Here is a 23,844-nt window from a genome sequence, read left to right on the forward strand (position 1 = left end):
ATCTGTAAAACCGGTTTTCAGACGACCTTTTGTCTCAGGACGATTTAGAACAGATTATTACTGTTTATCTTTATCAAGTTATTTTATAGTGGATTAACTTTAAACCAGTACGGCGCGTTGCCTCGCCTTAGCTCAAAGAGAACGATTCTCTAAGGTGCTGAACGTACTATCTGTACTGTCTACGGCTTCGTCGCCTTGTCCTAATTTAAATTTAATCCACTATATTTTCATTGCTACTGCAAAATAAAAGCGGTCTGAAACCTTATTTGGTTTACAGACCGCTTTTATTATTTATGCCTTATCGGGTAGGCGGTTTGGCGTATCCGTCATCGGCGGGAAAGGCTTGAGGTTCATTTCTGCTGCGGTTTGGGTCGTACAGTTCGAAAATTGCAGTGCCGATTACACCCGTATTGCGGATGGAGCCATTATCCGAGTTGGCGGCATAAGAGTCGCGGGGGATGCTGAAGACAAACGACGCCACCGCGCTGCTGTTTTTGCGGAAACCTTCGATTTCTAAAGAATCATGAGGGTACAAGACATAACCGTCGGCGTATTTGCTGGCCGATTTGCCTGAAATCACATCCAAACCATCAACGCTGGCTACGATTTCCAAGGTTTTGTTGCTGTTGTTTTGATAGACCAAACGGTATGCCTGTCCGTCTGTACCGCGCAGATAGTAGTTGCCTTTGTCACGGAATATCGGCAGCAGGCTGCCATCGTCACTGCGTACAGACAATTCCACTTTGCCTGAAGCTAAAGCAATCGAATTGACGCTGCGACCGCGATAATCTTTGGAAGAGTAGTTTAATACGCTTTGCGCCAAAGGTTCCTGACTGACACGGCGCAAATCCACAGAATGAACAGGAGATTCCACCTCATCGCCCCAACCCGTTCCTAATTTCTCTGCCACTTGCGCACTTTGGCTCGGTACGGCTGAATTGGTGGCAGCAGGCGCTTCAACTGTTTGATGTGATTGTGAACAGGCTGCTAAAACGGCAGCCAGCAACACCGGCAGCCATAATTTAAATTTCATTTGAGGCATAATCGCTCCTACGATAAATTGGATGATGGATAAACAACCTGAAATTACATAATAAAACTTATCGTATCATTATTATTTTTTCTAAATAACAAGGACAATACAGCAAAAGAGTTACCCATAATCTATACACTTACTCTAAATGGGTAAGAAACAGTATTACATCATACTTCGTAGGTTTATACGTCTAAAGCGCTTATCAAAGAACTTTTCTCATTGGAGCCTTGTCAATAAACAGGATAAATAGGGGTAAAACCGTCGGTCAGGTCGTCTGAAAGTCATCTTCAAGACTTTATTTATGATTCTAAAGAATTTTAAATAGCGTATTGTCGGCTTCAATGATGGAGATTTGTTGAAAGATACCGTATTGTTATGGATGGCAATTTTGACGGCACATTAGAAGATGCTTCTATCGAAGGATAAAATGACGATGAAAATTAAGGTAGCTATGCTGGGTATTACCGGCTTGATATTGTCCGGCTGTTTTTTCGCTAATGATGAAATCAAGTTGGATGATATTGGGAATTTCAAAATTACTGTCCATGAAGCTAAGGATTATAGGCAGGTTCATTTGACAGGTTTAGTAGGCAATAGCGCAATGGGCATTTCAGATATAAAGACAACTTCCCACAATGATGAGCTGAATATTACTTTATTTCAAAAATTGGCAGGTTCAGAATATTCAGGAAAGCTAGATAAAGAAATTGCTCTTGAACGCAATATTAAAAAGATTACTTATGGTTCTAAACACGAGATTATCTGGCAGGAGTAAATCGGTTTTATTCGGTATCTTGATTGCTTTTTGATAAGACTGTTTAGCGGTTTAAACACAAAGAAAAGGTCGTCCGAAATTAAAGTTTCAGACGACCTTTGTGCTTGGAGGGTATCGACAATAAAAGCGCGGCCAAATTTCAAAGCATTTTTGTAAATGGCTTTCAAAGTCTGACGGATTGCTTTCATCCAATACGGATAACCAATCTATCCTCAACCCTCGGCGGTTTGTATCAAGCAATATTGTTGGGTTGTTTATGTAATTCAGAACGGAATATCGTCGTCGATGTCTTCGACAGGGGCTGCCGGTGCGGCGGGGGCTTGGCGGCGGGGGGCGGCAGGGGGTTCTTGGTTTTGCGGGGCGGCTTGGTATTGTTGCTGCGGCGCTTGTTGTTGGTAGCCGCCTTGGCTGTAACCGCCGTCGTCGTAAGGTGCGCCGCCGCTGTTGTCGTTGCGGCCGCCGAGCATTTTCATTTCATTGGCGATAATGTCGTATGCGGTGCGTTCGATGCCGTCTTTGCCTTGGTATTTACGGCTTTGGATGCGGCCTTCCAGATATACTTGGCTGCCTTTTTTCAGGTATTGTCCGGCAATTTCGGCGAGGCGGCGGTACATGGTAATGTTGTGCCATTCGGTGCGTTCTACGCGCTGGCCGTTGCGGTCGTTCCATGTTTCGCTGGTGGCAACGCTGAAATTGCAGACGGCTTCGCCGTTGGGCATATAGCGGACTTCGGGGTCGCGACCGAGACGGCCGATAAGGATGACTTTGTTCAATGACATTTTTTAAACTCCTGTGATGATGTTTTCGGCGGCCTCTTGGTCAAATCCTTTTTGCAACGCCTTGATGTAAATGGTTTGTTTGTCTGCGCTGAAGGTAATGCTTTCGACGCCTTCGACTTGGGACAATGCTTGGTAGAGCGAATCGTGTTTTTCCTGCCATGCGGGGCTGACGGGATAGCTGAGGTTTTTGACGGGTTTGGGCGCGGGGGCGAGTATGGCGATGACCAGCCACAACAGCATCAATACGCTGCAAAAGGTGAAAACGCCTGCAAAGCCGTATTGTTGAAACAGCCATCCGCCGCTTGCGCCGCCCACAAACAGCCCGACGGACTGCATGGTATTGTAAACGCCCATCGCCGTGCCTTTCAAATCGGCCGGTGCAATCTTAGACACCATGGACGGCAGGCTGGCTTCCAATACGTTGAAGCCGATAAAGTAAACAACCAGATAGGCGGTAATCAGCCAAATCGAGTGCATGCCGAACAATAAGCCGATTTGCGCCGCTGCGATGCAGGCGATGCCGAGGATGAAGACTTGCTTGAGCTTGTTGCGGGTTTCGCCGATGATGATGAGGGGGATCATAATCACCAGCCCTGCGATGGTCGAGGGCAGATAGACTTTCCAATGCTGGATTTTTTCCAAACCGAGCTGCGTCATGGCAAAAGGCAGGGCGGTAAACAACGCCATTTGTGCGGCGTGCAGCGCGAAAATGCCGAAATCCAAGTTGAGAAGCTGGCGGTCTCGGAGGACTTCGCCCATGCGAGAGGGCTGCGCCTGTGTGTCTTCGTGCAGCTTTGATACTTCGGGATCAGGAGTCATCCAAGCGACAACGCCTATGCTGATGACGGTCAGGATGCCGGTCAGCATAAACAATCCGGGAACGCCGATAATATCGGCAATCATCGGGGCAACCACCAGGCTGACGGAAAAGGTCAAACCTATGCTTAAGCCTATCATCGCCATTGCGCGGGTACGCACACCGTCTCGGGTCAAGTCGGCAAGCAGCGCGGTCACTGCGGCGCTAACTGCGCCCGCCCCTTGAATGGCGCGCGCGGCAACCAGCATGGGCAATGAGTTGGCGGCAGCGGCGAGAAAACTACCGGCGGCAAAGACAATCAGTCCGACATAAATGGTTTTTTTACGTCCGAATTTATCGGAGGCGATGCCCAAAGGCAGTTGCAGCAAAGCCTGCGTCAGTCCGTAGATACCCATTGCTAGACCGACCAAGGTTTTGTTGTTTTCCGCGCCGGGCAATGAGGCGGCATATAAGGACAAAACGGGGAGAACCAAGAACATCCCCAACATACGCAGTGCGTAAACGCCGGAGAGGGTGGTGCTGGCACGCCATTCGTGCGGGAACATTTGGATGCGGGTGTCTTTTGCCATAAAAGGTTTTTCAGACGACCCGGTAGGATTTTGAGGTCGCCTGAAATTTTAAAATTATCAGATGTGCGGATTATACAGGATTCAAAAGGGTTTGCATTTGCACAGGCCGCAGTCGTTTATACCCCGCGGTCAGCCCCATTGCCAGCGGTTGCGCCACGCGCCCAAGACAGCGTTGGGGTATTTGTTGCTGCCCAGGCTGCCGTTGAAGCGCGCCAAAGCGCGGACGATGTTGCCTTTTTCGATATTGTTGTAGTGGCGCAGGATGGTACAGCCGTAGCGCAGGTTGGTGCGGATGTCGAACAGGTTGTGCGAAGGTTTGCCGATATAGTTTTTCCAAAACGGCATGACCTGCATCAGCCCGCGCGCGCCCACGCCGCTGATGGCATATTGGCGGAACGCGCTCTCGACTTCGATCAATCCTAAAATCACTTGGGTATTCAGCCCCGCGCGGCTGCTTTCGTATTGGATGTTGACCAGCAGGCGGCGGCGTTCGGCGGCATCGGGAACGTAGCGGGCAAGGCGGGAAGACATCGCCGCCAGCCAGCGTTCGCCTTCGTTTGGATCGGCAAACACGAGGCGCGGCGGGTTGACATTGTTGATGGAGCTGCGCATGACCGAAGCGACATCGTCGGCAAGCGTTTCTTCGCGTTGCGCGCCGGCAAGTGCGGCGGCAGGGCTGAGCAGCAATGCGCCGCCAGCCAGTAAAAAGCGGCGGCGGGACGGGGATTCGGGCGTGTAGATAAGGTTTTCCGTTTTCATGTGTACTGTCATTCGTTTTAGTCGGTTTAAAGGTCGTCTGAAAACCCTATCTTTGTTTTCAGACGACCTTTTGGCGTTTGCAAAACGGGTATTATAAGAATATCTCCGTGCGGAATCAAAGGTGGCGTACATCATTGATGAGCAGATTGACTTGAAACAGACAATGCGTGATACATCAATACGGTGCAATATTGCGGCGGTTTAAAGTTGATCTGCGATATTGTCAATCAACGGCGGGACAGAGTAACATTAGAGCTTCGTTTATCCACCGGTATCCCTTCATGACCACTACGCCCACCAACGTCCTGGCATCCGTCGATTTAGGTTCCAACAGCTTCCGCCTCCAAGTTTGCGAAAATAACAACGGACAACTGAAAGTCATCGATTCCTTCAAACAAATGGTGCGTTTTGCCGCCGGTTTGGACGAACATAAAAACCTCGACGAAGCATCCCAAGAGCGTGCCTTGGACTGTTTGGCAAAATTCGGCGAACGGCTGCGCGGGTTCAAGCCCGAACAAGTGCGCGTTGTGGCGACCAACACCTTCCGCGTAGCAAAAAATATCGCCCAATTCCTACCCAAAGCCGAAGCCGCACTGGGCTTCCCCATCGAAATCATCGCAGGCCGTGAAGAAGCCCGCCTCATTTACACCGGCGTCGTCCACACCCTTCCGCCCAACGGCGACAAAATGCTCGTTATCGACATTGGCGGCGGTTCGACCGAATTTGTCATCGGCTCCGACCTCCAGCCGCTCGCTACCGAAAGCCTGCCCTTAGGCTGCGTCACTTACAGCCTGCGTTTCTTCCAAAACAAAATCACCGCCAAAGACTTCCAAGCCGCCATCTCCGCCGCACGCAACGAAATCCAGCGCATCAGCAAACTCATGAAGCGTACAGGTTGGGATTTCGCCATCGGCACCTCCGGCTCCGCCAAATCCATCCGCGACCTCATCGCCGCCGAGCTACCCCAAGAAGCCGACATCACCTACAAAGGCATGCGCTACCTCGCCGACCGTATTATTGAAGCCGGTTCCGTCAAAAAAGCCAAATTCGAAAGCCTCAAGCCGGAACGCGTGGAAGTGTTCGCCGGCGGACTGGCCGTCATGATGGCAGCGTTTGAAGAACTCGAACTCACCAAAATGACCGTTACCGAAGCCGCCCTGCGCGACGGCGTGTTCTACGACCTGATTGGACGCGGTTTGAACGAAGACATGCGCGATCAGACGACCGCCGAGTTCCAAAACCGCTACCACGTCAGCCTTAATCAAGCCAAACGCGTCGCCGAAACCGCGCAAGCCTTTATGGACAGCCTGTGCCACGCCAAAAACGTAACCGTCCAAGACCTTGCCCAATGGAAACAATACCTCGGCTGGGCAGGCAGGCTGCACGAAATCGGACTCGACATCGCCCACACCGGCTACCACAAACACTCCGCCTACATCCTCGAAAACGCCGATATGCCCGGTTTTTCGCGCAAAGAGCAAACCATACTCGCGCAACTGGTCATCGGACATCGCGGCGACATGAAAAAAATGGCGGACATCGTCGGCAGCAGCGAAATGCTTTGGTACGCCGTCCTCTCCCTGCGCCTCGCCGCACTTTTCTGCCGCGCCCGCCTGCCTTTGGATCTGCCGCCGCAAACCCAACTGCGCGCCGACGAAACCGGCAAAGGCTTCATTCTGCGCATCAGCCAAAACTGGCTCGAACAACACCCTCTAATCGCCGCCGCACTCGACTACGAAAGCGCGCAATGGCAAAAGATCGATATGCCTTTCAACGTGCAGCCTCAATAGGGGCAAAATAGCAAAAAGGTCGTCTGAAAATTAGATTCAGACGACCTTTTTGCCTTTTTGTATATGAACCGTTTGTATCCGCAGGGTAGATATTTTTACCCAAATATGATTTGCCGATCATTCAATACAAAATATGTTTCTTTAAATAGCCTGATTCAATCATTGGGAAAACATCAGACAGAGGGGAAGGTACTATAATATCTGCGTGATAAATTATTACTTCTTCATTTTTGTTTAATTCATTCTTATATCTTCTGTAAAGATTTTTATCATTATCGAAAAACCAAATTAAAGCATATATCTTTCCATGAATATTTTCTGATTCATGATATAACTTTTTAAATTTATCCCTATTTCCTTCTTTATTCAGTCTTTCAAAGCTATTGCTTTGCTTGGATTTCGACCCTTCCTCTCCAATTAATTTACTTTCCAATGCTTTGGCATGGGCCAATCTTGAAACATCACTATCATTTTTACCTGAACGAAAATTCATATCTCCTCCGGCTATTGCCGTAGTTAAGAAAAATAAACCTAACAGAGCTATGAGCATTTTCTGCCATTTCGTTTTGTCGGTTTTAAAAATGAGGATTCCCATAATAATGCTCCTTTCTGAGAGGTCGTCTGAAAAATCATTTTCAGACGACCTGAACTTTATTGCGGCAAGACAAGATTGTCTAACGTCAGCCCCGCATCGCGCAAGCTTTGTACGTATTGCTCAAACACGGTTTGATAATCGTCCGACTGTATTACGGCAGAAAACATCGGTTGCTGAGGATGCTCGCCCTCGGGCAGTTCGATTAGCACGGCTTTGCCTTCCAAGTCGGCACATGTCGTCTGAAAACGGGGAAGGACAGAGGAAGGTTGCGGCGTGGCAGTAAGGTGGAGTTCGTAATACATGGTTTCGGACGACCTTAATGTTCTAGGTTGTTTCGTTTATTTGTTTCGGTAGGCCGGATTGCAGGAAATCGGACATTTCGCGATAAAACGTCATAACGGTTTTCATGTTTTGCCGTTCCGGTTCGCTTGTTTGAGGTCGAATGTTTATTTCATCTATCAATTCGCGCAACGGGCGGCGTTTGGTGGGATTGGCTTCGTCCAATATAAAATACAGAATCCCCCCGTCTTGTATCAACCTGCGGCGGGCATCCATTATATGACTGTTAAAAAATAAATTTTGAATCAGATTGGTGCGTTGTTCATCATTTTGTGGAGGTTTTGCGGTCTCAGGAAGCAACACGGTTTTGTTGCATACGCAGGACTGAGACTGATTGAGCGCAAAAACGGGCAGGTAAAACATCATTAACATTGCCTTAAGAATGTCGCAGAAATGCTCTTCAGCCTCGTCATCGCCCTGCTGCAGACAAGGGGGGAGTTGGTAGGTTTGAGGGGTAAAGTCACATTCGCTGCGGCCTGTAGGCAAACCCAGTCCCAGATCCAAATAAAAATGACCGTCCAGTTCGATAAAATGCCATGGCGTTCGGTTGGCGCGTACACGCGGCAGACGCAGATAGGGATTGTGGCAAATCCTTAGGTACAGGCGGATCAGATGGGCAATATTACCGCAATAAGCAGGGTTGAGTTGACGTACGCGGTTAATGCGGACGATCTTTTCTTTTGGACGGAAGGAGCAGGGCGGTTGTTTGGTTTTCATTAGAATGGTTGGGTGGTTTTTGTCGTAGCCAGGTGTGTTTAAATTATAGTGGATTAACTTTAAACCAGTACGGCGTTTTGCCTCGCCTTAGCTCAAAGAGAACGATTCTCTAAGGTGCTGAAGTACCAAGTGAATCGGTTCCGTACTATCTGTACTGTCTGCGGCTTCGTCGCCTTGTCCTGATTTAGAGTTAATCCACTATATGTTTGGTGTAGGGGGGCGGTACGCACGCGGTTTATTCTGTTAAGATGACCTCAATACTTTCTTTGAGGGTATATGAAATATTTGCTTTTTAACAACACCTTACTACTGGTCAACATGGAGGTTGTCTGAAACACAACTTTCAGACAACCTTTATTGTAATGTGTTCAGCCGTCGTAACACCTACGACGCATTAGACAACCTGATCTACCGCAGCTGCCCGACGGCGAAAACCAATATGGTCTAGAAAACCAGCTCGTTCGCACCGAAATCAAAAAGCCCGCCGGGCCATACCAAGATTTAGACATACACCTAAGAGGTTACTAGCAAGACTATTTCAAAAAGTAGTCAGCAGCAAAAGAAGAAAGAATTAGAGGTGTCGGTGGAGTATATGTCAGAGACAGCAAAAGCTTGGTTCATGTTGACAGAATATCCGAAATTATTCGATTACCTTAGGAGATTATCATGGATATAACACTATTTAATTTTCGGACATTTTGGGAAGCAAATGCTGATGAAGATTATCGTGAAGATACTATCAGAATGTCTATTGCACTTATGACATTTCTTAAAAAGAATAGTTTACTTATTGATATTGAACCCTTTAATGAGGATGGCTCTATCAAAGAAGATTTGATCATTCGAAAATCCAATGTAACTGATGAAGGATTCCAATTATTTGTTAAACCAGTAAATAATTGGTGGAATGCTTTGGATAGGGGAACTCCTCCTGAGAAAGTTACTATTTTGGAGAATGGCTTGAAAAAAATTCGGGCTGCGAAAAAGTAATTTTATAGTTCAGACGATCTCAATACTTTCTTTGAGGTCGTCTGAACTATTTGTTCTTTAACAATATTACTAGCAGTTAACATAGAGGTCGTCTGAAATCCGAATCCAAGGTCGTCTGAAAATCTACTTCGAACCGTATCAAGCATTTATAATCCGTCTTTTCAGACGACCTTTTGAACATCCGTTCTCTCAATATAATTGACTTTATGAAACCCAAATTTATCACTATGGACGGCATAGACGGCGCGGGCAAATCGACCAATCTTGCCGTTATCCGCCAATGGTTCGAATCCCACGACCTTCCTGTATTGTTCACCCGCGAGCCGGGCGGTACGCCTGTCGGCGAGGCTTTGCGCGAAATTTTGTTGAACCCTGAAACCAAGGCGGGATTGCGCGCGGAGACGTTGATGATGTTTGCCGCGCGGCAGCAGCATCTTGAAGACGTTATCCTGCCTGCGCTGGCAGACGGCATTCATGTCGTTTCCGACCGTTTTACCGATGCGACTTTTGCGTATCAGGGCGGAGGGCGCGGCGTGCCCCTTCAGGATATTGAAATGCTGGAAAATTGGGTGCAGGGCGGGTTTGGTCCTGATTTGACGTTGCTGCTGGACGTGCCGTTGGAAGTGTCGATGGCGCGTATCGGGCAGACGCGCGAGAAAGACCGTTTCGAGCAGGAGCAGGCGGATTTTTTCACCCGCGTGCGTGCTGTTTATCTCGAACGCGCCGCCGCGCATCCCGAACGCTACGCGCTTATCGACGGCAACCGGAGTTTGGAAGAGGTGAGGGCGGATATCGAACATGCGTTGGCGCGCAGTTTCGGTATGGATGTTTAAAACCGAATGAAGGTCGTCTGAAAGGATACGTTTTTGCTTTGAGGTTGTTTGTTTCAGATGAAAATAGCGGTATGCGCCGCATTGGGAACATGGTAAAATTACACGCTATTACAAAATAGGTTTATTTGTTAATAAATAAGCCGCTTTGTAATGCCAAACGTCCCGAAACCAACGTTTCAGACGACCTCGTCTCAACATCTCTCTCGCAACAGGATCGAAAAATGGAAAACTCATTAAAAGAAGCCGCACTGAAATTTCACGAATTCCCCGTGCCGGGTAAAGTCTCCGTTACCCCCACCAAATCGCTGGCCACGTCCAAAGACTTGGCTTTGGCGTACTCGCCGGGCGTCGCGGCTCCTTGTATGGAAATCCATGCCGATCCGCAAAATGCGTACAAATATACCGCCAAAGGCAACTTGGTTGCCGTAATTTCCAACGGTACCGCCGTTTTGGGCTTGGGCAACATCGGCGCGTTGGCGGGCAAACCTGTGATGGAAGGCAAAGGCGTATTGTTCAAAAAATTCGCCGGCGTGGACGTATTCGACATCGAAATCGATGAAAAAGACCCGCAAAAACTGGTGGACATCATCGCTGCGTTGGAGCCGACTTTCGGCGGTATCAACCTTGAAGACATCAAAGCGCCTGAGTGCTTCTACGTCGAACGCGAATTGCGCAAACGCTGCAAAATCCCCGTATTCCACGACGACCAACACGGTACCGCCATCATCACCGCCGCCGCCGTATTGAATGCCCTGCGTTTTACCGGCCGTAAAATCGAAGAAGCAACCTTGGTTTGCTCCGGCGCGGGTGCGGCTGCGATTGCCTGCTTGAACCAACTGCTCGATTTGGGTCTGAAACGCGAAAACGTAACCGTTTGCGACTCCAAAGGCGTGATTTACAAAACCCGCGAAGACAAAGACCGTATGGACGAGTCCAAACAGTTCTACGCCATTGAAGACAACGGTCAACGCGTGCTTGCCGATGCCGTCAAAGGCAAAGACATCTTCTTGGGCCTCTCCGGCGCGAACCTGCTGACGCCTGAAATGCTGAACACCATGAACGCCAAGCCTATCGTGTTCGCCATGGCAAACCCGAATCCGGAAATCCTGCCGCCGCTGGCAAAAGAAACCCGTCCGGACGTGGTTATCGGTACCGGCCGTTCCGACTTCCCGAACCAAGTAAACAACGTATTGTGCTTCCCGTTCATCTTCCGCGGCGCGTTGGACGTCGGCGCGACGACCATCAATGAAGAAATGAAACGCGCCTGCGTCTATGCCTTGGCGGATTTGGCGAAGGAAGAGGTAACTGAAGAAGTGGTTGCCGCTTACGGCAAGAAATTCGAATTCGGTGCGGAATACCTGATTCCGACCCCGTTCGACTCCCGCCTGCTGCCGCGCGTTGCTTCGGCTGCCGCCAAAGCTGCGATGGAAAGCGGCGTGGCAACCCGTCCGATTGCAGACTTGGAAGCCTACGCTGCCAAACTGAGCGAGTGGAAACTGTAATCCGGTTTTAATTTGAATGTGATGTAGAAAAGGTCGTCTGAAAACTTTCAGACGACCTTTTTGTTTGGGTAAACGTCCTCCCGCTTTAAACCGCGTCGGTCAGCGATGAGAACACTTCAAAATAAGTCGGGAAGGTTTTATGGGTGCATTTCGGGTCGTTGATAACGACGGGTACGCCCAACAGGGAAACCAGTGAGAAACACATCGCCATGCGGTGGTCGTCGTAAGTGTCGATGACTGCGTCGGGCGTCAGTGTTTCAGGCGTGGTAATGTGAATCGCTTCGGCTTCTTCGACGACTTCCGCGCCGAGTTTGCGCAACTCGTTTGCCATTGCGGCGATGCGGTCGGTTTCTTTGACGCGCCATGAACCGATGTTGCGAAGCGTGCAGGTTTGTCCGGTGGCAAGTGCGACGATGGCGAGGGTCATGGCGGCATCGGGGATATGGTTCGCATCCAAATCAAAGGCTTGGACGGAACGTTCTTTCGGACGCGAGACTTCGACGAAGTTTTCGCCCCAAACCACGTCTGCACCGATTTTTTCCAGCTCGCGGGCAAAGGCGACATCGCCCTGTATGCTGTTTGCGCCGATACCGGTAACGCGGACGGGCGTGGCGGCAATCAAACCGGCTGCGAGGAAGTAGGACGCGCTGGAGGCATCGCCTTCGACATATAAATGGTCGGGCGCGTGGTAGCGGGCATCGGCGGGGATTTTGAAGACGCGGTAGTCTTCATTGGCAGCCTGTACGCCGAATTGCGCCATCAGTTTCAAGGTGATGTCGATATAGGGCTTGGAAATCAACTCACCGACCATACGGATTTCAAATGCCTGCCCGGTCAGCGGTAACGCCATCAAGAGGGCGGTCAGAAACTGGCTGGACACATTGCCCTTAATCGGAATCACGCGCTCGCCGCGGTCTTGACGCTCGCCGATATAAAGCGGTGGATAGTGTTCGTTGCCGAGATATTCGACATCGGCGCCGGAAATCCGCAGCGCATCGACCAAATCGCCGATAGGGCGTTCGTGCATACGCGCAACGCCGTGCAGATGATAATCGCCGCCCAAAACGGCAAGTGCGGCAGTCAGCGGACGGAACGCCGTTCCCGCGTTGCCTAAAAACAAATCGGCAGTGCGGTTTGGAAATTGTCCGCCTGTGCCGTGAACTTTCAGACGACCTTCGGCAAGATATTCGATTTCAACGCCGAGTTTATCGAGCGCTTCCAACATACGGTCGGTATCGTCGGATTTGAGCAGGGAATGGATTTCGCAAGTGTTGTCGGACGAGGCGGCAAGCAGCAGGGTGCGGTTGCTGATGCTTTTGGAACCGGGCAGGGCGACGGTGGCGGGTTTGAGCGAGGCGGCGGGGAGGCGGATGGATTCGGTCATGATGGTCGTTTGGGAAGCGGAAACAGAAAACGGCATTATACGGCAGGGAGGGGTCGTCTGAAAAACATGGCTGCTGCAATTCGATAACCGCAGAGTTTGTCTTTGAATGGTTTCGGTATCTTAATACGCTCAAACACGGGAAGGTAACATCCGAATGGTTTGTTGATGCGCGCAACCTTGCCAACCGCACCGCACGTCCGCAAAACTCCATGCTGAAATACATCGCCCCGCTGCCGGGACGCTCCGTCCGCGTAGGCGTGAGAATGGATTTCTAAGGTTGGAATAAAACAAACCGGATTCCTTTGATGGGAATCCGGTATTCTTTTAGTTGATTGGATTTTCAGACGACGTTTGGGGTCGTCTGAAACCTTATCCATACCCTTTACCTTTGCTTATTCAAGCTCTTATAGACTAGCTGTCAGACAAATACGGCTCGATACTTTCTTTCAATATCTCAATCAATTCTTCGTCCATATAGCGGTAATCGTCAGGAATATCCAAAACAATGATTTCCTTATGTTGCAAAGCGCGGGAAAACTGCGCCGACAGGCGGTTTTTATGCTTTTGTTCCATCACAAAAACCTTATCCGCCCATGCGATGTCGTTGATGGAAACGGTGTGCCGTGCATTAGGGCTTGTACCTGCGGAGCGGGTCTGTACGTTCGGATAGCGTCGGAATACCGCTTCAGCAGTGGGGCTGCGCCATTGGTTGCGGCTGCAAATAAAAAGTGCGTTCATAGAAATTGAAAAGGCGGAGAAATATCCGCCTTGTGAAAATCATCTCGATTGAGTCGAAATGTATTTTTAAGTTAATCAAACCATTCGGCTTCAAATTCATGCTGCCTGAAGGGGTAAACAAAGGCCAGTTTTTGCGCGCGTTTGACTTTATTCCTACGGAAATACATCAAATCCCACTTTTTCTCGGGCTTGCCCACGGAAGGGTTTTTTCCGTGTACGCGATGGCTGGGTCGTTTTGCTTGATGCCGCCGCCATGCACGGCTGCGACTGTGGTTTAAATTGTCCATTATCTGCTTTCTAACTTCGTTTCGGAAATCGGGTTCAGCAGCCGCGATTTTTTCTGTGTTCGATTATTCGGCAAGAAAAAGGAAAATCAAATTTTAGCCAAATTATCTTGATAATACAAGCATTTGACCGTCGTTGTGAAACAGGTCGTCTGAAATGTGATACACCATTTATTTTTGCTTATTCAACGCCTCTTCATCCAGCGATTTCAACCATTCCAGCTTTTCGCCGATTTTGATTTCCAGCCCGCGCGGGACGGGTTGGTAGAAATCGGGTTCGTCCAAGCCGTCGGGCATATAGCTTTCACCGGCGGCGTAGGCGTTCGGTTCGTCGTGGGCGTAGCGGTATTCGCGTCCGTAGCCCAATTCTTTCATCAATTTGGTCGGGGCGTTGCGCAGGTGGACGGGCACTTCGTCGCTGGCGTTTTCTTTGACGAAGCGGCGCATTTGGTTGTATGCCTTGTAGCCCGCGTTGGATTTCGCGGCGGCGGCAAGGTACAGCACGGCTTGCGCCAGCGCGAGTTCGCCTTCGGGCGAGCCTAAGCGTTCGAAGGTGGCGGCGGCATCGTTGGCGATTTGGAAGGCGCGCGGGTCGGCAAGCCCGATGTCCTCCCACGCCATGCGCACGATGCGGCGGGCGAGGTAGCGCGGGTCGGTGCCGCCGTCGAGCATACGGCAGAACCAATACAGCGCGGCATTCGGATGCGAGCCGCGCACGGATTTGTGCAGGGCGGAGATTTGGTTGTAGAAACTCTCGCCACCTTTGTCGAAACGGCGGATTTGCGCCCCGAGACTGTCAGCGAGAAATTCGGCGGTTAAGTTTTTCAGACGGCGTGTATCGGCGGCGCGTAACAGTTGTTCCAATAAATTCAACAATCTGCGCGCATCGCCGTCGGCGGTATTGACGAGCAATTCCTGCGCATCGGCTTCAATCGTGAAATCCTGGTATTCGGGCAAAGCCAACGCTTTGGCAATCAGTTTCTTGAGGTCGTCTGAAGACAAGGATTGCAAAACATACACCTGCGCGCGGCTCAACAGCGCGGGATTGACTTCAAACGACGGATTTTCCGTCGTCGCGCCGATAAAGGTCAGCAAACCGCTTTCGACATGGGGCAAAAACGCGTCCTGCTGCGCCTTGTTGAAGCGGTGGACTTCATCGACAAACAAAATCGTCGCGCGTCCCTGCTGCAAAGCGATTTCGGCCTTGTCGATTGCCTCGCGTATGTCCTTCACGCCGGAGAACACGGCGGAAACAGGCAGAAACTGGGCATTGAAACTCTGAGCCAAAATCCGCGCCAACGTCGTCTTGCCCACGCCCGGCGGCCCCCACAGCAGCATAGAATGCGGCTTCCCGCCTTCCACCGCCACGCGCAGCGGCTTGCCTTCGCCGATTAAATGCTGCTGCCCGATAACATCATCAAGCGTATGCGGGCGCAGGCGTTCGGCAAGCGGCGCATCGGGTTGGCGGGTGAAGAGGTCGGACATGGCGGTTTCCGTGAAAGAGGGTTTTCAGACGACGTGGATTATAGCAGGTCGTCTGAAAGGAGGATTAACGCTCTTTGGGCATAATATCAATATAGTTTTCATTCAAAATTTGCAGGAATTTCCCACTGATAACGATACATTCTGTTGCTAATTTTGCGGCTTCCTTTTTTCCTTTGTTGTTTTCAACAGTTGGCGGGCAGAAGACCTTAGTGTCGCCTAAGTTCCAAGCCATGTAGCCGTATAGGGCGTTGTTGCGTTGTTCGGGGATTGAAGAACAGGTAATGTCTTTTTCTACTTTTGCATTTTCTGAAGGGATAGGACATTTAAATTTTTGTTTTAATTTAACCAAGTCATTTTTGTTAATGCCATTGTTTTGTTGAAAGTCATTGTGCAATAAATACCATGAAGAGTTTTTAGGGATTTCTATAAAGCGGACTGGATATAGTAGATTAATTTTAAAATTATCGGATAGTACTGAAGCAAAAAATAATATGGTAAAGCTGAAGAGGATGGAACTAAAGAGTATCATATTTTTTTCTTTTGATTTAGGGGGAGAGTGGATATAATTAGAAACTCCCCAAGTGTTTATGGTTATTAGGGAAATAATAAAAAATAAAAAAACATATCTCCAGCTTTTATTGGTAATCAAATTTTCAGCTATTAACCCAAGTAGTATTATGAACAATAAGAATACTATGAGGCATAATATTATACTTATAATCCAATTTGAATATATAATAAACTTAGTATATTTTTTTATAGATAGGCTATATGTGTTATTGTTTTTTTTGAAATATTTTCGTTTAAAAAATTTTATACCATAAAGGAATAAAATTAAAATTATTGCTAAAAAAATAGCAATGATTAAATCACATGGAAAATAGACCCCCTCATTTGCTGCCACAATAGATGCGTAAACTATGAAAGTAATAATGGCCGGTATGAATAACCAAAAGGGTGGTTGTTGAATAGGTTTCCTTGGTTTGTAATATTGTATGTCATGAATACTAGGAATTAATAAGTACGGTATTACAAAAGGTATGCTGCAAACTAAGAAGAAAATAATGTAAACGGCAAATATTGTAACCGTGTCAGTAACTGGAAGATTGGCATAAACGTTTAATTGTTGGATAAATGATAAGTAGGAAAATACAGTAAGTGAACCAACTATAATTCCTATTGTTGTAGATATGGTAAATAATTTAACCATAATTTCTAAAGAACTAGTTAGTTTCGTCATTATGTTATTTTCTAATAAGGGGAGGGGTTCGTTGGTACTATGAGATTTTAATTTAATATGTATCTTACGTTTTTTTGTCATTGCTAAACTCCTGCTTTTGCAAATTTTCTTAGATTATACCCCACCCTTCCCAATCCCCCATCTCACACCGCTTACGGTATAATGCACGTTTGTTTAAAGACTTTGCGGGGCGTTTCAGACGACCTTGCGGCAAGGGATGGCTATGAATATGAAAAAGATGGTTGCCGTTGCTTCTGTGGCGGCGTTGTTGGGCGGTTGCGCTTATGATTCTGACTCGGCGTTCGGCGGTTTGGGCGGCGGGACGGGTATCGGCGGCAGCGTGGTGAAAATGGCGGTCGATCATCAGTGCCGTTCGGAGTTGAACAAGCGCAATGAGTGGCGTTTGATCGCGCTGACGATGAGCGCGGACAAGCAGCGCGAGTGGGAAGACAAAATCTGCGGCTGCGCGAGCGAGGAGGCGCCGAATCAGGTGTCCGCGCAAGAGTTGATGGATGTTTTGAATCCTTCTTCGCGCGATCGGGCGATTGCGTCGGTAACGGTGAAAACCGTCAATGCTTGTTTCAAGCGTTTGTATAGATAATGTTTTTCAGACGACCTCTGTGTATAGGGGTCGTCTGAAAGTTTATAGTGGATTAAGGTCGGGATAGGGCGGCTTGCAGGATGGTTTGCAGGCGGGTTTCCTGTTTTGATTGGCAATATTTTTGTTTTTATAGAGAAGAAATCATGAAATATATCAGTACGCGCGGCGAGACGGCGCATAAACCGTTTAGCGAGGTTTTGTTGATGGGGCTGGCGCCCGACGGCGGTTTGATGCTGCCGGAGCGTTATCCGCAGGTCAGCCGCGAGACTTTGGACAAGTGGCGTGGTTTGAGCTATCCGGAGCTGGCGTTTGAGGTGATGAGTCTGTTTGTTACGGATATTCCGGCGGAAGATTTGCGCGATATTCTGAACCGTACTTATACGGAAGCGGCGTTCGGCACTAAGGAAATCACGCCTGTGCGTACTTTGTCCGACGGCATCAAAATCCAAGCTTTGTCCAACGGCCCGACGCTGGCGTTCAAGGATATGGCGATGCAGTTTTTGGGCAACGCGTTTGAATATGTGTTGAACAAAAAGGGCAGGGAACTCAATATCTTGGGCGCGACCAGCGGCGATACGGGTTCGGCTGCGGAATATGCCTTGCGCGGTAAAAAGGGCGTGAATGTATTTATGCTGTCGCCCGACGGCAAAATGAGCGCGTTCCAACGTGCGCAGATGTACAGCCTGCAAGACGAGAATATTCACAATATTGCCGTGAAGGGGATGTTTGACGACTGTCAGGACATTGTAAAGGCGGTGCAGAATGATGCCGCGTTCAAGGGAAAATACCATATCGGTACGGTCAATTCGATCAACTGGGGACGCATCGTTGCGCAAGTGGTTTATTACTTTGCGGGCTATTTCAAGGCGACGCAAAGCAATGACGAGCAGGTCAGCTTCTGCGTGCCGAGCGGCAACTTCGGCAACGTTTGCGCGGGACACATCGCCAAACAGATGAGCCTGCCTATCCGCCGCCTGATTGTCGCGACCAATGAAAACGATGTGTTGGACGAGTTTTTCAAAACCGGCGCATACCGCCCGCGCAATAGCGAGCATACTTATGTTACCTCCAGCCCGTCTATGGACATTTCCAAAGCGTCCAACTTCGAGCGTTTCGTGTTCGACCTGATGGATCGCGATCCTCAGGAAATCAATACGCTGTGGGCGGAAGTCGCGGCGGGCAAGGGCTTTGATTTGCAGTTTGCCTTGGATAAAGTCGGCGGCAAATACGGCTTTACTTCCGGCAAATCTACCCACGCCGACCGCCTCGCCACCATCAAACAGGTTTACGAGCAAGATAAAGAACTCATCGACCCGCACACTGCCGACGGCGTAAAAGTCGCCCGCGAAGTGCGCGAAGAGGGGGAGACGGTTGTGTGTTTGGAAACCGCGTTGGCAGCGAAATTCGATGCGACCATACACGAAGCCGTCGGCGATGTCGCCATTCCGCGCCCCGCCGCGTTGGAAGGTTTGGAAAAATTGCCGCAGCGCGTCCGAGTCGTGCCGAACAATGCAGCCGCCGTCAAAGAAATTATCCGCGAAACCTTAGACCAGTAAGCCGTTGTCCGAGAGGTCGTCTGAAAAGTTTTCAGACGACCTCTACTAGATAGCAAGCATTGTGATGATAAATATTTTCGTTTAAAATTGCGCGTTTGCTCTAATTCGGCATTATCTATTCACAGGCGAGACAGGTCGTCTGAAAACCCTTTTAAACCATCATCCGCCCGACCCGCGCGATCAGACGGATTTACCGACAGGAAACTCAAATGGCAGCATTCAATACCCAAAAAGTATTGTCCGTACACCACTGGACGGATGCGTATTTCACCTTTACCTGCACCCGCGACGAATCGTTGCGCTTCGAAAACGGTCAATTCGTCATGGTCGGATTGATGGTGGACGGCAAACCGCTGATGCGCGCATACAGCGTCGCCTCCGCCAACTGGGAAGAACACCTCGAATTTTTCAGCATTAAAGTCCAAGACGGTCCTCTGACCAGCCGCCTGCAACACCTCAAAGTCGGCGACGACGTGTTGATCAGCAAAAAACCGACCGGAACTTTGGTTGCCGGCGACCTGAATCCTGGCAAACACCTTTACCTGTTGAGCACCGGTACCGGCATCGCCCCTTTCTTGAGCATCACCAAAGACCCCGAAATTTACGAGCAATTTGAAAAAATCATCCTCGTACACGGCGTGCGTTACAAAAAAGATTTGGCGTACTACGACCGCTTCACCAAAGAATTGCCCGAACACGAATACCTCGGCGACTTGGTTAAAGAAAAACTGATTTACTACCCCATCGTTTCCCGTGAAGACTACGAACACCACGGCCGCCTGACCGACCTGATGGTAAGCGGCAAATTGTTTGAAGATATCGGCCTGCCCAAAATCAACCCGCAAGACGACCGCGCCATGCTCTGCGGCAGCCCTGCTATGTTGAAAGACACCTGCAAAGTTTTGGACGATTTCGGCCTGACCGTCTCCCCGAAAACCGGCGTACGCGGCGACTACCTGATTGAGCGCGCATTTGTGGATCAATAAGGGTTTCTTAGCAGTAATAGAAATATAGCGAGGCAGAACTTGTCATCAGGTTCTGCCTCGCTATAAATCCATTATTTGCCAAAATTCAAGTTTCGCTCAATCTCTAAAATATCCCCTCAGACGGTTCAACAGATTTCCCATTCTTATCATGTACGATGTCAACACCCACGATGTCCGCCGATTTTTCGCACACGTTTGGAAACATCGCCTGACCCCGCTGCAACTGGATGCACTTCAGCTTAAAGCCCTCCGTATCATCGAATCTCATCCCGAATACACTCATTATCTTGAAAATATTGAAGATTATTTAGATAAAAACTGGCTGCCGGAAGATGGGGAGAGCAATCCTTTTTTGCATATGTCGCTGCATCTTTCCCTTCAAGAGCAGGTAGCCATCGATCAGCCACCGGGCATACGGGCGATTCACCGGCAACTTTGCGCACGTTATAACAACGACTGGGTACGCGCCGAGCATGACATGATGGATGCACTGGCAGAAACCATTTGGGAGGCGCAACGATACGGACGTGGTTTGGATGTCAATGCCTATATGACCCGGCTGCGTAAATTAGTCGGTTTAGGGCAGGAGGAAAACGCCCGTATCAATCCGCATGAAGTGAATGCTAAATTTGACGAATGAAAAAGTTTTCTATGTGATGGAAGATAACGATTTTGAGGTCGTCTGAAACGTTGTTTTCAGACGACCTTACAGTTTTGTAGTTCTTTGATTTAACCTGAAATTTTTTATGTAGATATTGCTTGTTTTAATGAAAAGTACGATAAAAACTTCCCATTTCTAGTTTTCCATCTTCAGACACTAATAAGAGTATAGAACTTAGTCCAATGGAAAATAGTATGGGTTTCATTATTATGCCTACTCCTTGTAAATATATAATCATATGTTCTGATTCTATTGTATGATAAGTAGCTGGTTGCTACCTAAAAAAGTTAAGCAGCAAAGGCAATTAATTATTTTACAAACAAAGGCATACACATGGATTTCGAGATTAAACTAGAAACTGACTTTAGGAACTGGTTGATGGCTGTAAGTCGGGAGAATATCCCGCATGATCTTGCGGCCTGGTCGTTCGAGTTGGCCGAGCCTTACCAAATCACTCTAGTCGGTTCAACCTATTTCGACGAGAACGATAATGATTGGGCATGTCCGGATGACGATGATTTTCATCCTATGGCTGCTGAGCCCGACTTATCTGTGTTGTATGGTCAAAACTGGGAAATTGTATTGGAAACAGTCATTAAAATCGTGCGGAAACTGACAGTTGAATTGCCAGACCTCGCCGTTTTTCGAGTACCTCACATCGCAGCAGGATTTGTTGATGGTGATTTAGTGTTGATTCGTTGATTTCAGACGACCTTCCTTTCTTTTCAGGTCGTCTGAAAAATGAACTGTAGCCATATAAGCCGCACGAAATAAGCCGATATGTCCGAGAAAAAGGCGCGATTTTGGGTTGGCGGATTTGACGGTGAAAAAGAATGCACCGCCAGCAATGAATTTTCTGCGATCGTATTATGAGGAAGGCGTCCTATGACCACTAAGTTGTTTTATTATTAAGCTGTGTTTCGATGAAATCAGAAATTTTCCTGTCAGCAGTATGATTCAAATCTAAGAAAGATAAATATTGGCAGTTGCCATTCGGACAGGGCAAAAATAAAAATTCATAAGCAATATCTTCTATATCTGTTATTGTTAAATCACTAAATTGAAAATTAGTTGTTAACACATTTAACATATTGTTATTTTTGATTGATTCCAGTTCCAAAAGATTATCAAATTCATCTTCTAAAAGACTAGAATTCTCTCCGATAAGAATTATCCAAAATAAAGGATATTGTTTAATCGATTCAAATAAATTGTTGCAATTTATTGTTTTTAGGAAGTTTTGACTGATTAAAGCCACAATAGGCTTATCTTTTTTTATTTTAATCTTTCTGAAATTCGAATCTAGATTTATATTCAGATAATCAATCATTATAGTTACTCCTTTGGAACACCGGAAATAATCCGCATCATCAGGCAGCAGCGTTCAAACGGCATGGATATTGTTTTCACACATCCATATAGGCTGCACTTAATAAGTTTGGCGTAGGTTGGATTCTCGAATCCGACATTTTGGGCATTGCTGCAATGAATTGCAATGAAGGGAGTGTTAAAGGTTTTGTCGGATACAAGAACCCGACCTACGCTTGCTACATCAATGGAAACACGATCGAAAAGAACGATATTTCCAGCAATTTTCAATTTGTAGCGTGGGCTATGCCCACGAAAATACGAAAGGTCGTCTGAAACCTGTATGCAGGCTTTCAGACGACCTCAGCTTTTCAAAAACAACTGAAATGAAACAAAGGTCGTCTGAAAACGGACTCACGGTTTTCAGACGACCTTTGCACTAAGAGATTTTCAGACGACGTTTGAGGTCGTCTGAAAATTTGAACCAATGGTTTGAACGGCAAAAAACGCGTGCGTGCGTACCGCGCACAGCCTACCCGTTGGTTTTAAAGTTTGTACTGCCCGCAGGTTGGGTGTATGGCGCAGCCACGCACCTAGTTGGTGGGGATACAGGCTACGGCTTGCTGTTGGTGGAGATGCAGGCTACGGATTGCTACGTTTGCTAATATTCTGGTCCAGGATCTGAATACTCAGGTTTAGAATCTAAGTTATTTCTTTTCAATTCCAAAATAAAATTATTTAATTCATTTAAATTATTAAACTCTACTAATTTAGTAGGGTTGTCAGGATGGTAAATAATTAATTCAATAGGTCCGCTATTTGAAGATGAACAAACATGTAACAACCATTCTATATATGAATTAAAATCATCAAACGACAAACCAATTTTTTGCTCTGATAAAATAAAATCTTCTATAAAAATGGAAGCTTTTTCCTCTTGAATATTTTCCTTACAAGGAGTTTTTATACCAAATACAGGAAAACAAACAAATCTAGCATAATTTCCTATAAATATTTCTCGTTTGCTATTAAATTTCTCTGACCAAGAAATAAAATGGCATTGAATATGCTTATTAAATTCATTTTCATAAAAATATCTATTTTCTAAATTAAAGTATTCACACAAACACTTTCTTAAAAATTTATTTTCTTCATCTTTTATATTTTTCTTTTCATATTTAAATTCTATAAGAATAAACTTGGTCTTCACGCTAAATAAATAATCTGCACCTAAGTGATTATCTTGACCGTCAAGTGAAGCGCTTATATGAAACTTTTCTCCTAATTGTTTACATTTAAAACTGAAAATTTCCTTGAATACATCAATGATAGATTGTTCATGTTGTCTTTTCATAGTTTCTAACCTTAGATAAAAAATGAAACATCTCTCCACCTCAAAAAGTAAAATGTAGACTGGGTTGCAAACTCAAAATTTTGTAAAAATTATCATTTTTGTTAGGTCTTGCATCAATCTACACTTACTGAGATTTGCTTATTATTTATGTTTAATAGCAGAGACCAAATTTTTATGAAAAACTTTAATTTCGTCTACTAACGGCTCCCTCTCCTGCTCACTTCCAACATAGATTTTTAAATCAATATAAAATTCCTCATATAATTGTTTGCCTAGATATTCATATTTTACTGAAATAGTAAATTGTAATGGGCAAAGTGGATTTTCTTCTTTGGCAAAAAGAATGAATCCTTGAGCTAAAGCAAAATGTAATTCTTGATTAGGATGAAAAGTACCAAATTGTTTTTTAAATAAGTCTTTATTGTGTAATGCAAAATGCTCTTTCCGTTCTCCAAATTGCCAAAATTCCTTGTCTATTGAAAATGAAATTTTTTTGGCGGAGTTCTTTCCTATATTACTTATTTTTAGATATAAAATTGGTGTATTTTTTCTAACATACGGTTCTATTAAAATTTGAGGCATCATAGCCTCCCATCTTTGTTCACGCATCTCTTCGAGAGTTTCCTGTGCAGTTTTAGTCATTTTATAAGTAAGATAGGCATAAAATGCCGTTATTAGCACTAAAAATATATTTGTTATATCCGAAAATTCCATAAGAAATTACTCCTTTTCTGATTGATAAAGAA

Annotated in this window: 27 protein-coding genes and 1 pseudogene; 11 read left to right on the forward strand and 17 right to left on the reverse strand. The window is 47.0% G+C overall.

The window, feature by feature from the left end:
• Positions 1-298: 298 nt before the first annotated feature.
• Entirely contained in the window at positions 299-1,042 is a 744-nt protein-coding gene (locus HMPREF3050_RS05920) for a YajG family lipoprotein (RefSeq protein WP_070774014.1), read from the reverse strand.
• 421 nt (positions 1,043-1,463) lie between these two features.
• Here HMPREF3050_RS05920 and HMPREF3050_RS05925 point away from each other — a divergent pair, with 421 nt between their 5' ends.
• Positions 1,464-1,811: a hypothetical protein gene (locus tag HMPREF3050_RS05925; RefSeq protein WP_246830238.1), complete on the forward strand. Its 348-nt coding sequence runs from the start codon at positions 1,464-1,466 to the stop codon at positions 1,809-1,811.
• Between the two features lie 263 nt (positions 1,812-2,074).
• Here HMPREF3050_RS05925 and HMPREF3050_RS05930 read toward each other — a convergent pair whose 3' ends face one another.
• The 3 genes from HMPREF3050_RS05930 to HMPREF3050_RS05940 form a co-directional block, all read right to left on the reverse strand.
• Complete coding sequence (locus HMPREF3050_RS05930) at positions 2,075-2,590, reverse strand: single-stranded DNA-binding protein (protein WP_003742079.1); 516 nt, start codon at positions 2,588-2,590, stop codon at positions 2,075-2,077.
• A gap of 3 nt (positions 2,591-2,593) precedes the next feature.
• Positions 2,594-3,976, reverse strand: coding sequence for an MFS transporter (locus tag HMPREF3050_RS05935; RefSeq protein WP_070774016.1), 1,383 nt, complete (start codon positions 3,974-3,976; stop codon positions 2,594-2,596).
• Between the two features lie 129 nt (positions 3,977-4,105).
• Positions 4,106-4,735 carry a lytic transglycosylase domain-containing protein gene (locus HMPREF3050_RS05940; protein ID WP_070774018.1) on the reverse strand — a complete coding sequence of 210 codons (630 nt, stop codon included), beginning with the start codon at positions 4,733-4,735 and terminating at the stop codon, positions 4,106-4,108.
• A 281-nt stretch (positions 4,736-5,016) separates the two neighbouring features.
• On the opposite strand from HMPREF3050_RS05940, the gene ppx reads away from it, so the two are divergent.
• Positions 5,017-6,525, forward strand: a complete 1,509-nt coding sequence (gene ppx, locus HMPREF3050_RS05945; RefSeq protein WP_060974450.1) for an exopolyphosphatase — start codon at positions 5,017-5,019, stop codon at positions 6,523-6,525.
• A gap of 121 nt (positions 6,526-6,646) precedes the next feature.
• On the opposite strand, the gene HMPREF3050_RS05950 is transcribed toward ppx, so the two are convergent.
• The 4 genes and pseudogenes from HMPREF3050_RS05950 to HMPREF3050_RS14815 all read right to left on the reverse strand — a co-directional run.
• On the reverse strand, positions 6,647-7,120 hold the full coding sequence (locus tag HMPREF3050_RS05950; RefSeq protein ID WP_070774020.1) for a hypothetical protein: 474 nt from the start codon (positions 7,118-7,120) through the stop codon (positions 6,647-6,649).
• Positions 7,121-7,176: 56 nt separating this feature from the next.
• A complete protein-coding gene (locus tag HMPREF3050_RS05955; RefSeq protein ID WP_070774022.1) occupies positions 7,177-7,422 on the reverse strand; it encodes a hypothetical protein in 246 nt (81 codons plus the stop codon).
• Between the two features lie 22 nt (positions 7,423-7,444).
• Entirely contained in the window at positions 7,445-8,176 is a 732-nt protein-coding gene (locus tag HMPREF3050_RS05960; protein WP_070774024.1) for a hypothetical protein, read from the reverse strand.
• Between the two features lie 140 nt (positions 8,177-8,316).
• Positions 8,317-8,379: pseudogene (locus HMPREF3050_RS14815) on the reverse strand (transposase); the annotation flags it as partial.
• A 463-nt stretch (positions 8,380-8,842) separates the two neighbouring features.
• Here HMPREF3050_RS14815 and HMPREF3050_RS05965 point away from each other — a divergent pair.
• The 3 genes from HMPREF3050_RS05965 (at position 8,843) to HMPREF3050_RS05975 (ending at position 11,501) form a co-directional block, all read left to right on the forward strand.
• A complete protein-coding gene (locus HMPREF3050_RS05965) occupies positions 8,843-9,166 on the forward strand; it encodes a DNA polymerase III (RefSeq protein ID WP_070774026.1) in 324 nt (107 codons plus the stop codon).
• Positions 9,167-9,372: 206 nt separating this feature from the next.
• Complete coding sequence (tmk, locus tag HMPREF3050_RS05970) at positions 9,373-9,999, forward strand: dTMP kinase (protein WP_070774066.1); 627 nt, start codon at positions 9,373-9,375, stop codon at positions 9,997-9,999.
• A gap of 221 nt (positions 10,000-10,220) precedes the next feature.
• Positions 10,221-11,501, forward strand: a complete 1,281-nt coding sequence (locus HMPREF3050_RS05975) for a malic enzyme-like NAD(P)-binding protein (protein WP_094113341.1) — start codon at positions 10,221-10,223, stop codon at positions 11,499-11,501.
• A gap of 85 nt (positions 11,502-11,586) precedes the next feature.
• Here HMPREF3050_RS05975 and aroA read toward each other — a convergent pair whose 3' ends face one another.
• The 6 genes from aroA to HMPREF3050_RS14820 all read right to left on the reverse strand — a co-directional run bounded on the left by aroA (position 11,587) and on the right by HMPREF3050_RS14820 (position 16,713).
• Positions 11,587-12,885: a 3-phosphoshikimate 1-carboxyvinyltransferase gene (gene aroA, locus HMPREF3050_RS05980; RefSeq protein ID WP_070774068.1), complete on the reverse strand. Its 1,299-nt coding sequence runs from the start codon at positions 12,883-12,885 to the stop codon at positions 11,587-11,589.
• Between the two features lie 35 nt (positions 12,886-12,920).
• The gene (locus HMPREF3050_RS14615; RefSeq protein ID WP_070774028.1) at positions 12,921-13,262 is read right to left on the reverse strand and encodes a hypothetical protein; all 342 of its coding nucleotides are present in this window, start codon (positions 13,260-13,262) and stop codon (positions 12,921-12,923) included.
• A 34-nt stretch (positions 13,263-13,296) separates the two neighbouring features.
• Complete coding sequence (locus HMPREF3050_RS05990) at positions 13,297-13,623, reverse strand: low molecular weight protein tyrosine phosphatase family protein (RefSeq protein ID WP_070774030.1); 327 nt, start codon at positions 13,621-13,623, stop codon at positions 13,297-13,299.
• A 71-nt stretch (positions 13,624-13,694) separates the two neighbouring features.
• Positions 13,695-13,910: a hypothetical protein gene (locus HMPREF3050_RS05995; RefSeq protein ID WP_070774032.1), complete on the reverse strand. Its 216-nt coding sequence runs from the start codon at positions 13,908-13,910 to the stop codon at positions 13,695-13,697.
• 168 nt (positions 13,911-14,078) lie between these two features.
• A complete protein-coding gene (locus tag HMPREF3050_RS06000; protein ID WP_070774034.1) occupies positions 14,079-15,392 on the reverse strand; it encodes a replication-associated recombination protein A in 1,314 nt (437 codons plus the stop codon).
• A 64-nt stretch (positions 15,393-15,456) separates the two neighbouring features.
• Complete coding sequence (locus tag HMPREF3050_RS14820) at positions 15,457-16,713, reverse strand: hypothetical protein (protein ID WP_070774036.1); 1,257 nt, start codon at positions 16,711-16,713, stop codon at positions 15,457-15,459.
• Between the two features lie 148 nt (positions 16,714-16,861).
• On the opposite strand from HMPREF3050_RS14820, the gene HMPREF3050_RS06010 reads away from it, so the two are divergent.
• The 5 genes from HMPREF3050_RS06010 to HMPREF3050_RS06030 all read left to right on the forward strand — a co-directional run bounded on the left by HMPREF3050_RS06010 (position 16,862) and on the right by HMPREF3050_RS06030 (position 21,138).
• On the forward strand, positions 16,862-17,233 hold the full coding sequence (locus HMPREF3050_RS06010; protein ID WP_070540630.1) for a hypothetical protein: 372 nt from the start codon (positions 16,862-16,864) through the stop codon (positions 17,231-17,233).
• Between the two features lie 143 nt (positions 17,234-17,376).
• Positions 17,377-18,789 carry a threonine synthase gene (thrC, locus tag HMPREF3050_RS06015; protein ID WP_070774038.1) on the forward strand — a complete coding sequence of 471 codons (1,413 nt, stop codon included), beginning with the start codon at positions 17,377-17,379 and terminating at the stop codon, positions 18,787-18,789.
• A 209-nt stretch (positions 18,790-18,998) separates the two neighbouring features.
• Entirely contained in the window at positions 18,999-19,775 is a 777-nt protein-coding gene (locus HMPREF3050_RS06020) for a ferredoxin--NADP reductase (protein WP_003756710.1), read from the forward strand.
• Between the two features lie 148 nt (positions 19,776-19,923).
• Positions 19,924-20,415, forward strand: coding sequence for a DUF1841 family protein (locus tag HMPREF3050_RS06025; RefSeq protein WP_003764244.1), 492 nt, complete (start codon positions 19,924-19,926; stop codon positions 20,413-20,415).
• A 354-nt stretch (positions 20,416-20,769) separates the two neighbouring features.
• On the forward strand, positions 20,770-21,138 hold the full coding sequence (locus tag HMPREF3050_RS06030; RefSeq protein ID WP_070774040.1) for a hypothetical protein: 369 nt from the start codon (positions 20,770-20,772) through the stop codon (positions 21,136-21,138).
• 190 nt (positions 21,139-21,328) lie between these two features.
• On the opposite strand, the gene HMPREF3050_RS06035 is transcribed toward HMPREF3050_RS06030, so the two are convergent.
• Positions 21,329-21,766 (reverse strand): hypothetical protein, encoded by a 438-nt coding sequence (locus tag HMPREF3050_RS06035; protein WP_070774042.1) that lies wholly within the window; start codon positions 21,764-21,766, stop codon positions 21,329-21,331.
• Between the two features lie 277 nt (positions 21,767-22,043).
• On the opposite strand from HMPREF3050_RS06035, the gene HMPREF3050_RS14825 reads away from it, so the two are divergent.
• Entirely contained in the window at positions 22,044-22,187 is a 144-nt protein-coding gene (locus tag HMPREF3050_RS14825; RefSeq protein ID WP_210399915.1) for a hypothetical protein, read from the forward strand.
• Positions 22,188-22,405: 218 nt separating this feature from the next.
• Here the strand turns inward: HMPREF3050_RS14825 and HMPREF3050_RS06040 are convergent, their stop codons facing one another.
• Together HMPREF3050_RS06040 and HMPREF3050_RS06045 are read right to left on the reverse strand one after the other, a co-directional pair.
• Positions 22,406-23,098 carry a hypothetical protein gene (locus HMPREF3050_RS06040; RefSeq protein ID WP_070774044.1) on the reverse strand — a complete coding sequence of 231 codons (693 nt, stop codon included), beginning with the start codon at positions 23,096-23,098 and terminating at the stop codon, positions 22,406-22,408.
• A gap of 141 nt (positions 23,099-23,239) precedes the next feature.
• Positions 23,240-23,812, reverse strand: a complete 573-nt coding sequence (locus HMPREF3050_RS06045) for a hypothetical protein (protein WP_070774046.1) — start codon at positions 23,810-23,812, stop codon at positions 23,240-23,242.
• Positions 23,813-23,844 lie beyond the last annotated feature (32 nt).

This window comes from Neisseria sp. HMSC065D04 (assembly GCF_001815675.1).
Lineage (GTDB): Bacteria > Pseudomonadota > Gammaproteobacteria > Burkholderiales > Neisseriaceae > Neisseria.

Bases quoted from the DNA above. Each gene is read 5' to 3' on its own strand.
- HMPREF3050_RS05920 (WP_070774014.1), bottom strand. From the start codon at position 1,042: ATGCCTCAAATGAAATTTAAATTATGGCTGCCGGTGTTGCTGGCTGCC.
- HMPREF3050_RS05925 (WP_246830238.1), top strand. From the start codon at position 1,464: ATGACGATGAAAATTAAGGTAGCTATGCTGGGTATTACCGGCTTGATA.
- HMPREF3050_RS05930 (WP_003742079.1), bottom strand. From the start codon at position 2,590: ATGTCATTGAACAAAGTCATCCTTATCGGCCGTCTCGGTCGCGACCCC.
- HMPREF3050_RS05935 (WP_070774016.1), bottom strand. From the start codon at position 3,976: ATGGCAAAAGACACCCGCATCCAAATGTTCCCGCACGAATGGCGTGCC.
- HMPREF3050_RS05940 (WP_070774018.1), bottom strand. From the start codon at position 4,735: ATGAAAACGGAAAACCTTATCTACACGCCCGAATCCCCGTCCCGCCGC.
- ppx (WP_060974450.1), top strand. From the start codon at position 5,017: ATGACCACTACGCCCACCAACGTCCTGGCATCCGTCGATTTAGGTTCC.
- HMPREF3050_RS05950 (WP_070774020.1), bottom strand. From the start codon at position 7,120: ATGGGAATCCTCATTTTTAAAACCGACAAAACGAAATGGCAGAAAATG.
- HMPREF3050_RS05955 (WP_070774022.1), bottom strand. From the start codon at position 7,422: ATGTATTACGAACTCCACCTTACTGCCACGCCGCAACCTTCCTCTGTC.
- HMPREF3050_RS05960 (WP_070774024.1), bottom strand. From the start codon at position 8,176: ATGAAAACCAAACAACCGCCCTGCTCCTTCCGTCCAAAAGAAAAGATC.
- HMPREF3050_RS05965 (WP_070774026.1), top strand. From the start codon at position 8,843: ATGGATATAACACTATTTAATTTTCGGACATTTTGGGAAGCAAATGCT.
- tmk (WP_070774066.1), top strand. From the start codon at position 9,373: ATGAAACCCAAATTTATCACTATGGACGGCATAGACGGCGCGGGCAAA.
- HMPREF3050_RS05975 (WP_094113341.1), top strand. From the start codon at position 10,221: ATGGAAAACTCATTAAAAGAAGCCGCACTGAAATTTCACGAATTCCCC.
- aroA (WP_070774068.1), bottom strand. From the start codon at position 12,885: ATGACCGAATCCATCCGCCTCCCCGCCGCCTCGCTCAAACCCGCCACC.
- HMPREF3050_RS14615 (WP_070774028.1), bottom strand. From the start codon at position 13,262: ATGGATAAGGTTTCAGACGACCCCAAACGTCGTCTGAAAATCCAATCA.
- HMPREF3050_RS05990 (WP_070774030.1), bottom strand. From the start codon at position 13,623: ATGAACGCACTTTTTATTTGCAGCCGCAACCAATGGCGCAGCCCCACT.
- HMPREF3050_RS05995 (WP_070774032.1), bottom strand. From the start codon at position 13,910: ATGGACAATTTAAACCACAGTCGCAGCCGTGCATGGCGGCGGCATCAA.
- HMPREF3050_RS06000 (WP_070774034.1), bottom strand. From the start codon at position 15,392: ATGTCCGACCTCTTCACCCGCCAACCCGATGCGCCGCTTGCCGAACGC.
- HMPREF3050_RS14820 (WP_070774036.1), bottom strand. From the start codon at position 16,713: ATGACAAAAAAACGTAAGATACATATTAAATTAAAATCTCATAGTACC.
- HMPREF3050_RS06010 (WP_070540630.1), top strand. From the start codon at position 16,862: ATGAAAAAGATGGTTGCCGTTGCTTCTGTGGCGGCGTTGTTGGGCGGT.
- thrC (WP_070774038.1), top strand. From the start codon at position 17,377: ATGAAATATATCAGTACGCGCGGCGAGACGGCGCATAAACCGTTTAGC.
- HMPREF3050_RS06020 (WP_003756710.1), top strand. From the start codon at position 18,999: ATGGCAGCATTCAATACCCAAAAAGTATTGTCCGTACACCACTGGACG.
- HMPREF3050_RS06025 (WP_003764244.1), top strand. From the start codon at position 19,924: ATGTACGATGTCAACACCCACGATGTCCGCCGATTTTTCGCACACGTT.
- HMPREF3050_RS06030 (WP_070774040.1), top strand. From the start codon at position 20,770: ATGGATTTCGAGATTAAACTAGAAACTGACTTTAGGAACTGGTTGATG.
- HMPREF3050_RS06035 (WP_070774042.1), bottom strand. From the start codon at position 21,766: ATGATTGATTATCTGAATATAAATCTAGATTCGAATTTCAGAAAGATT.
- HMPREF3050_RS06040 (WP_070774044.1), bottom strand. From the start codon at position 23,098: ATGAAAAGACAACATGAACAATCTATCATTGATGTATTCAAGGAAATT.
- HMPREF3050_RS06045 (WP_070774046.1), bottom strand. From the start codon at position 23,812: ATGGAATTTTCGGATATAACAAATATATTTTTAGTGCTAATAACGGCA.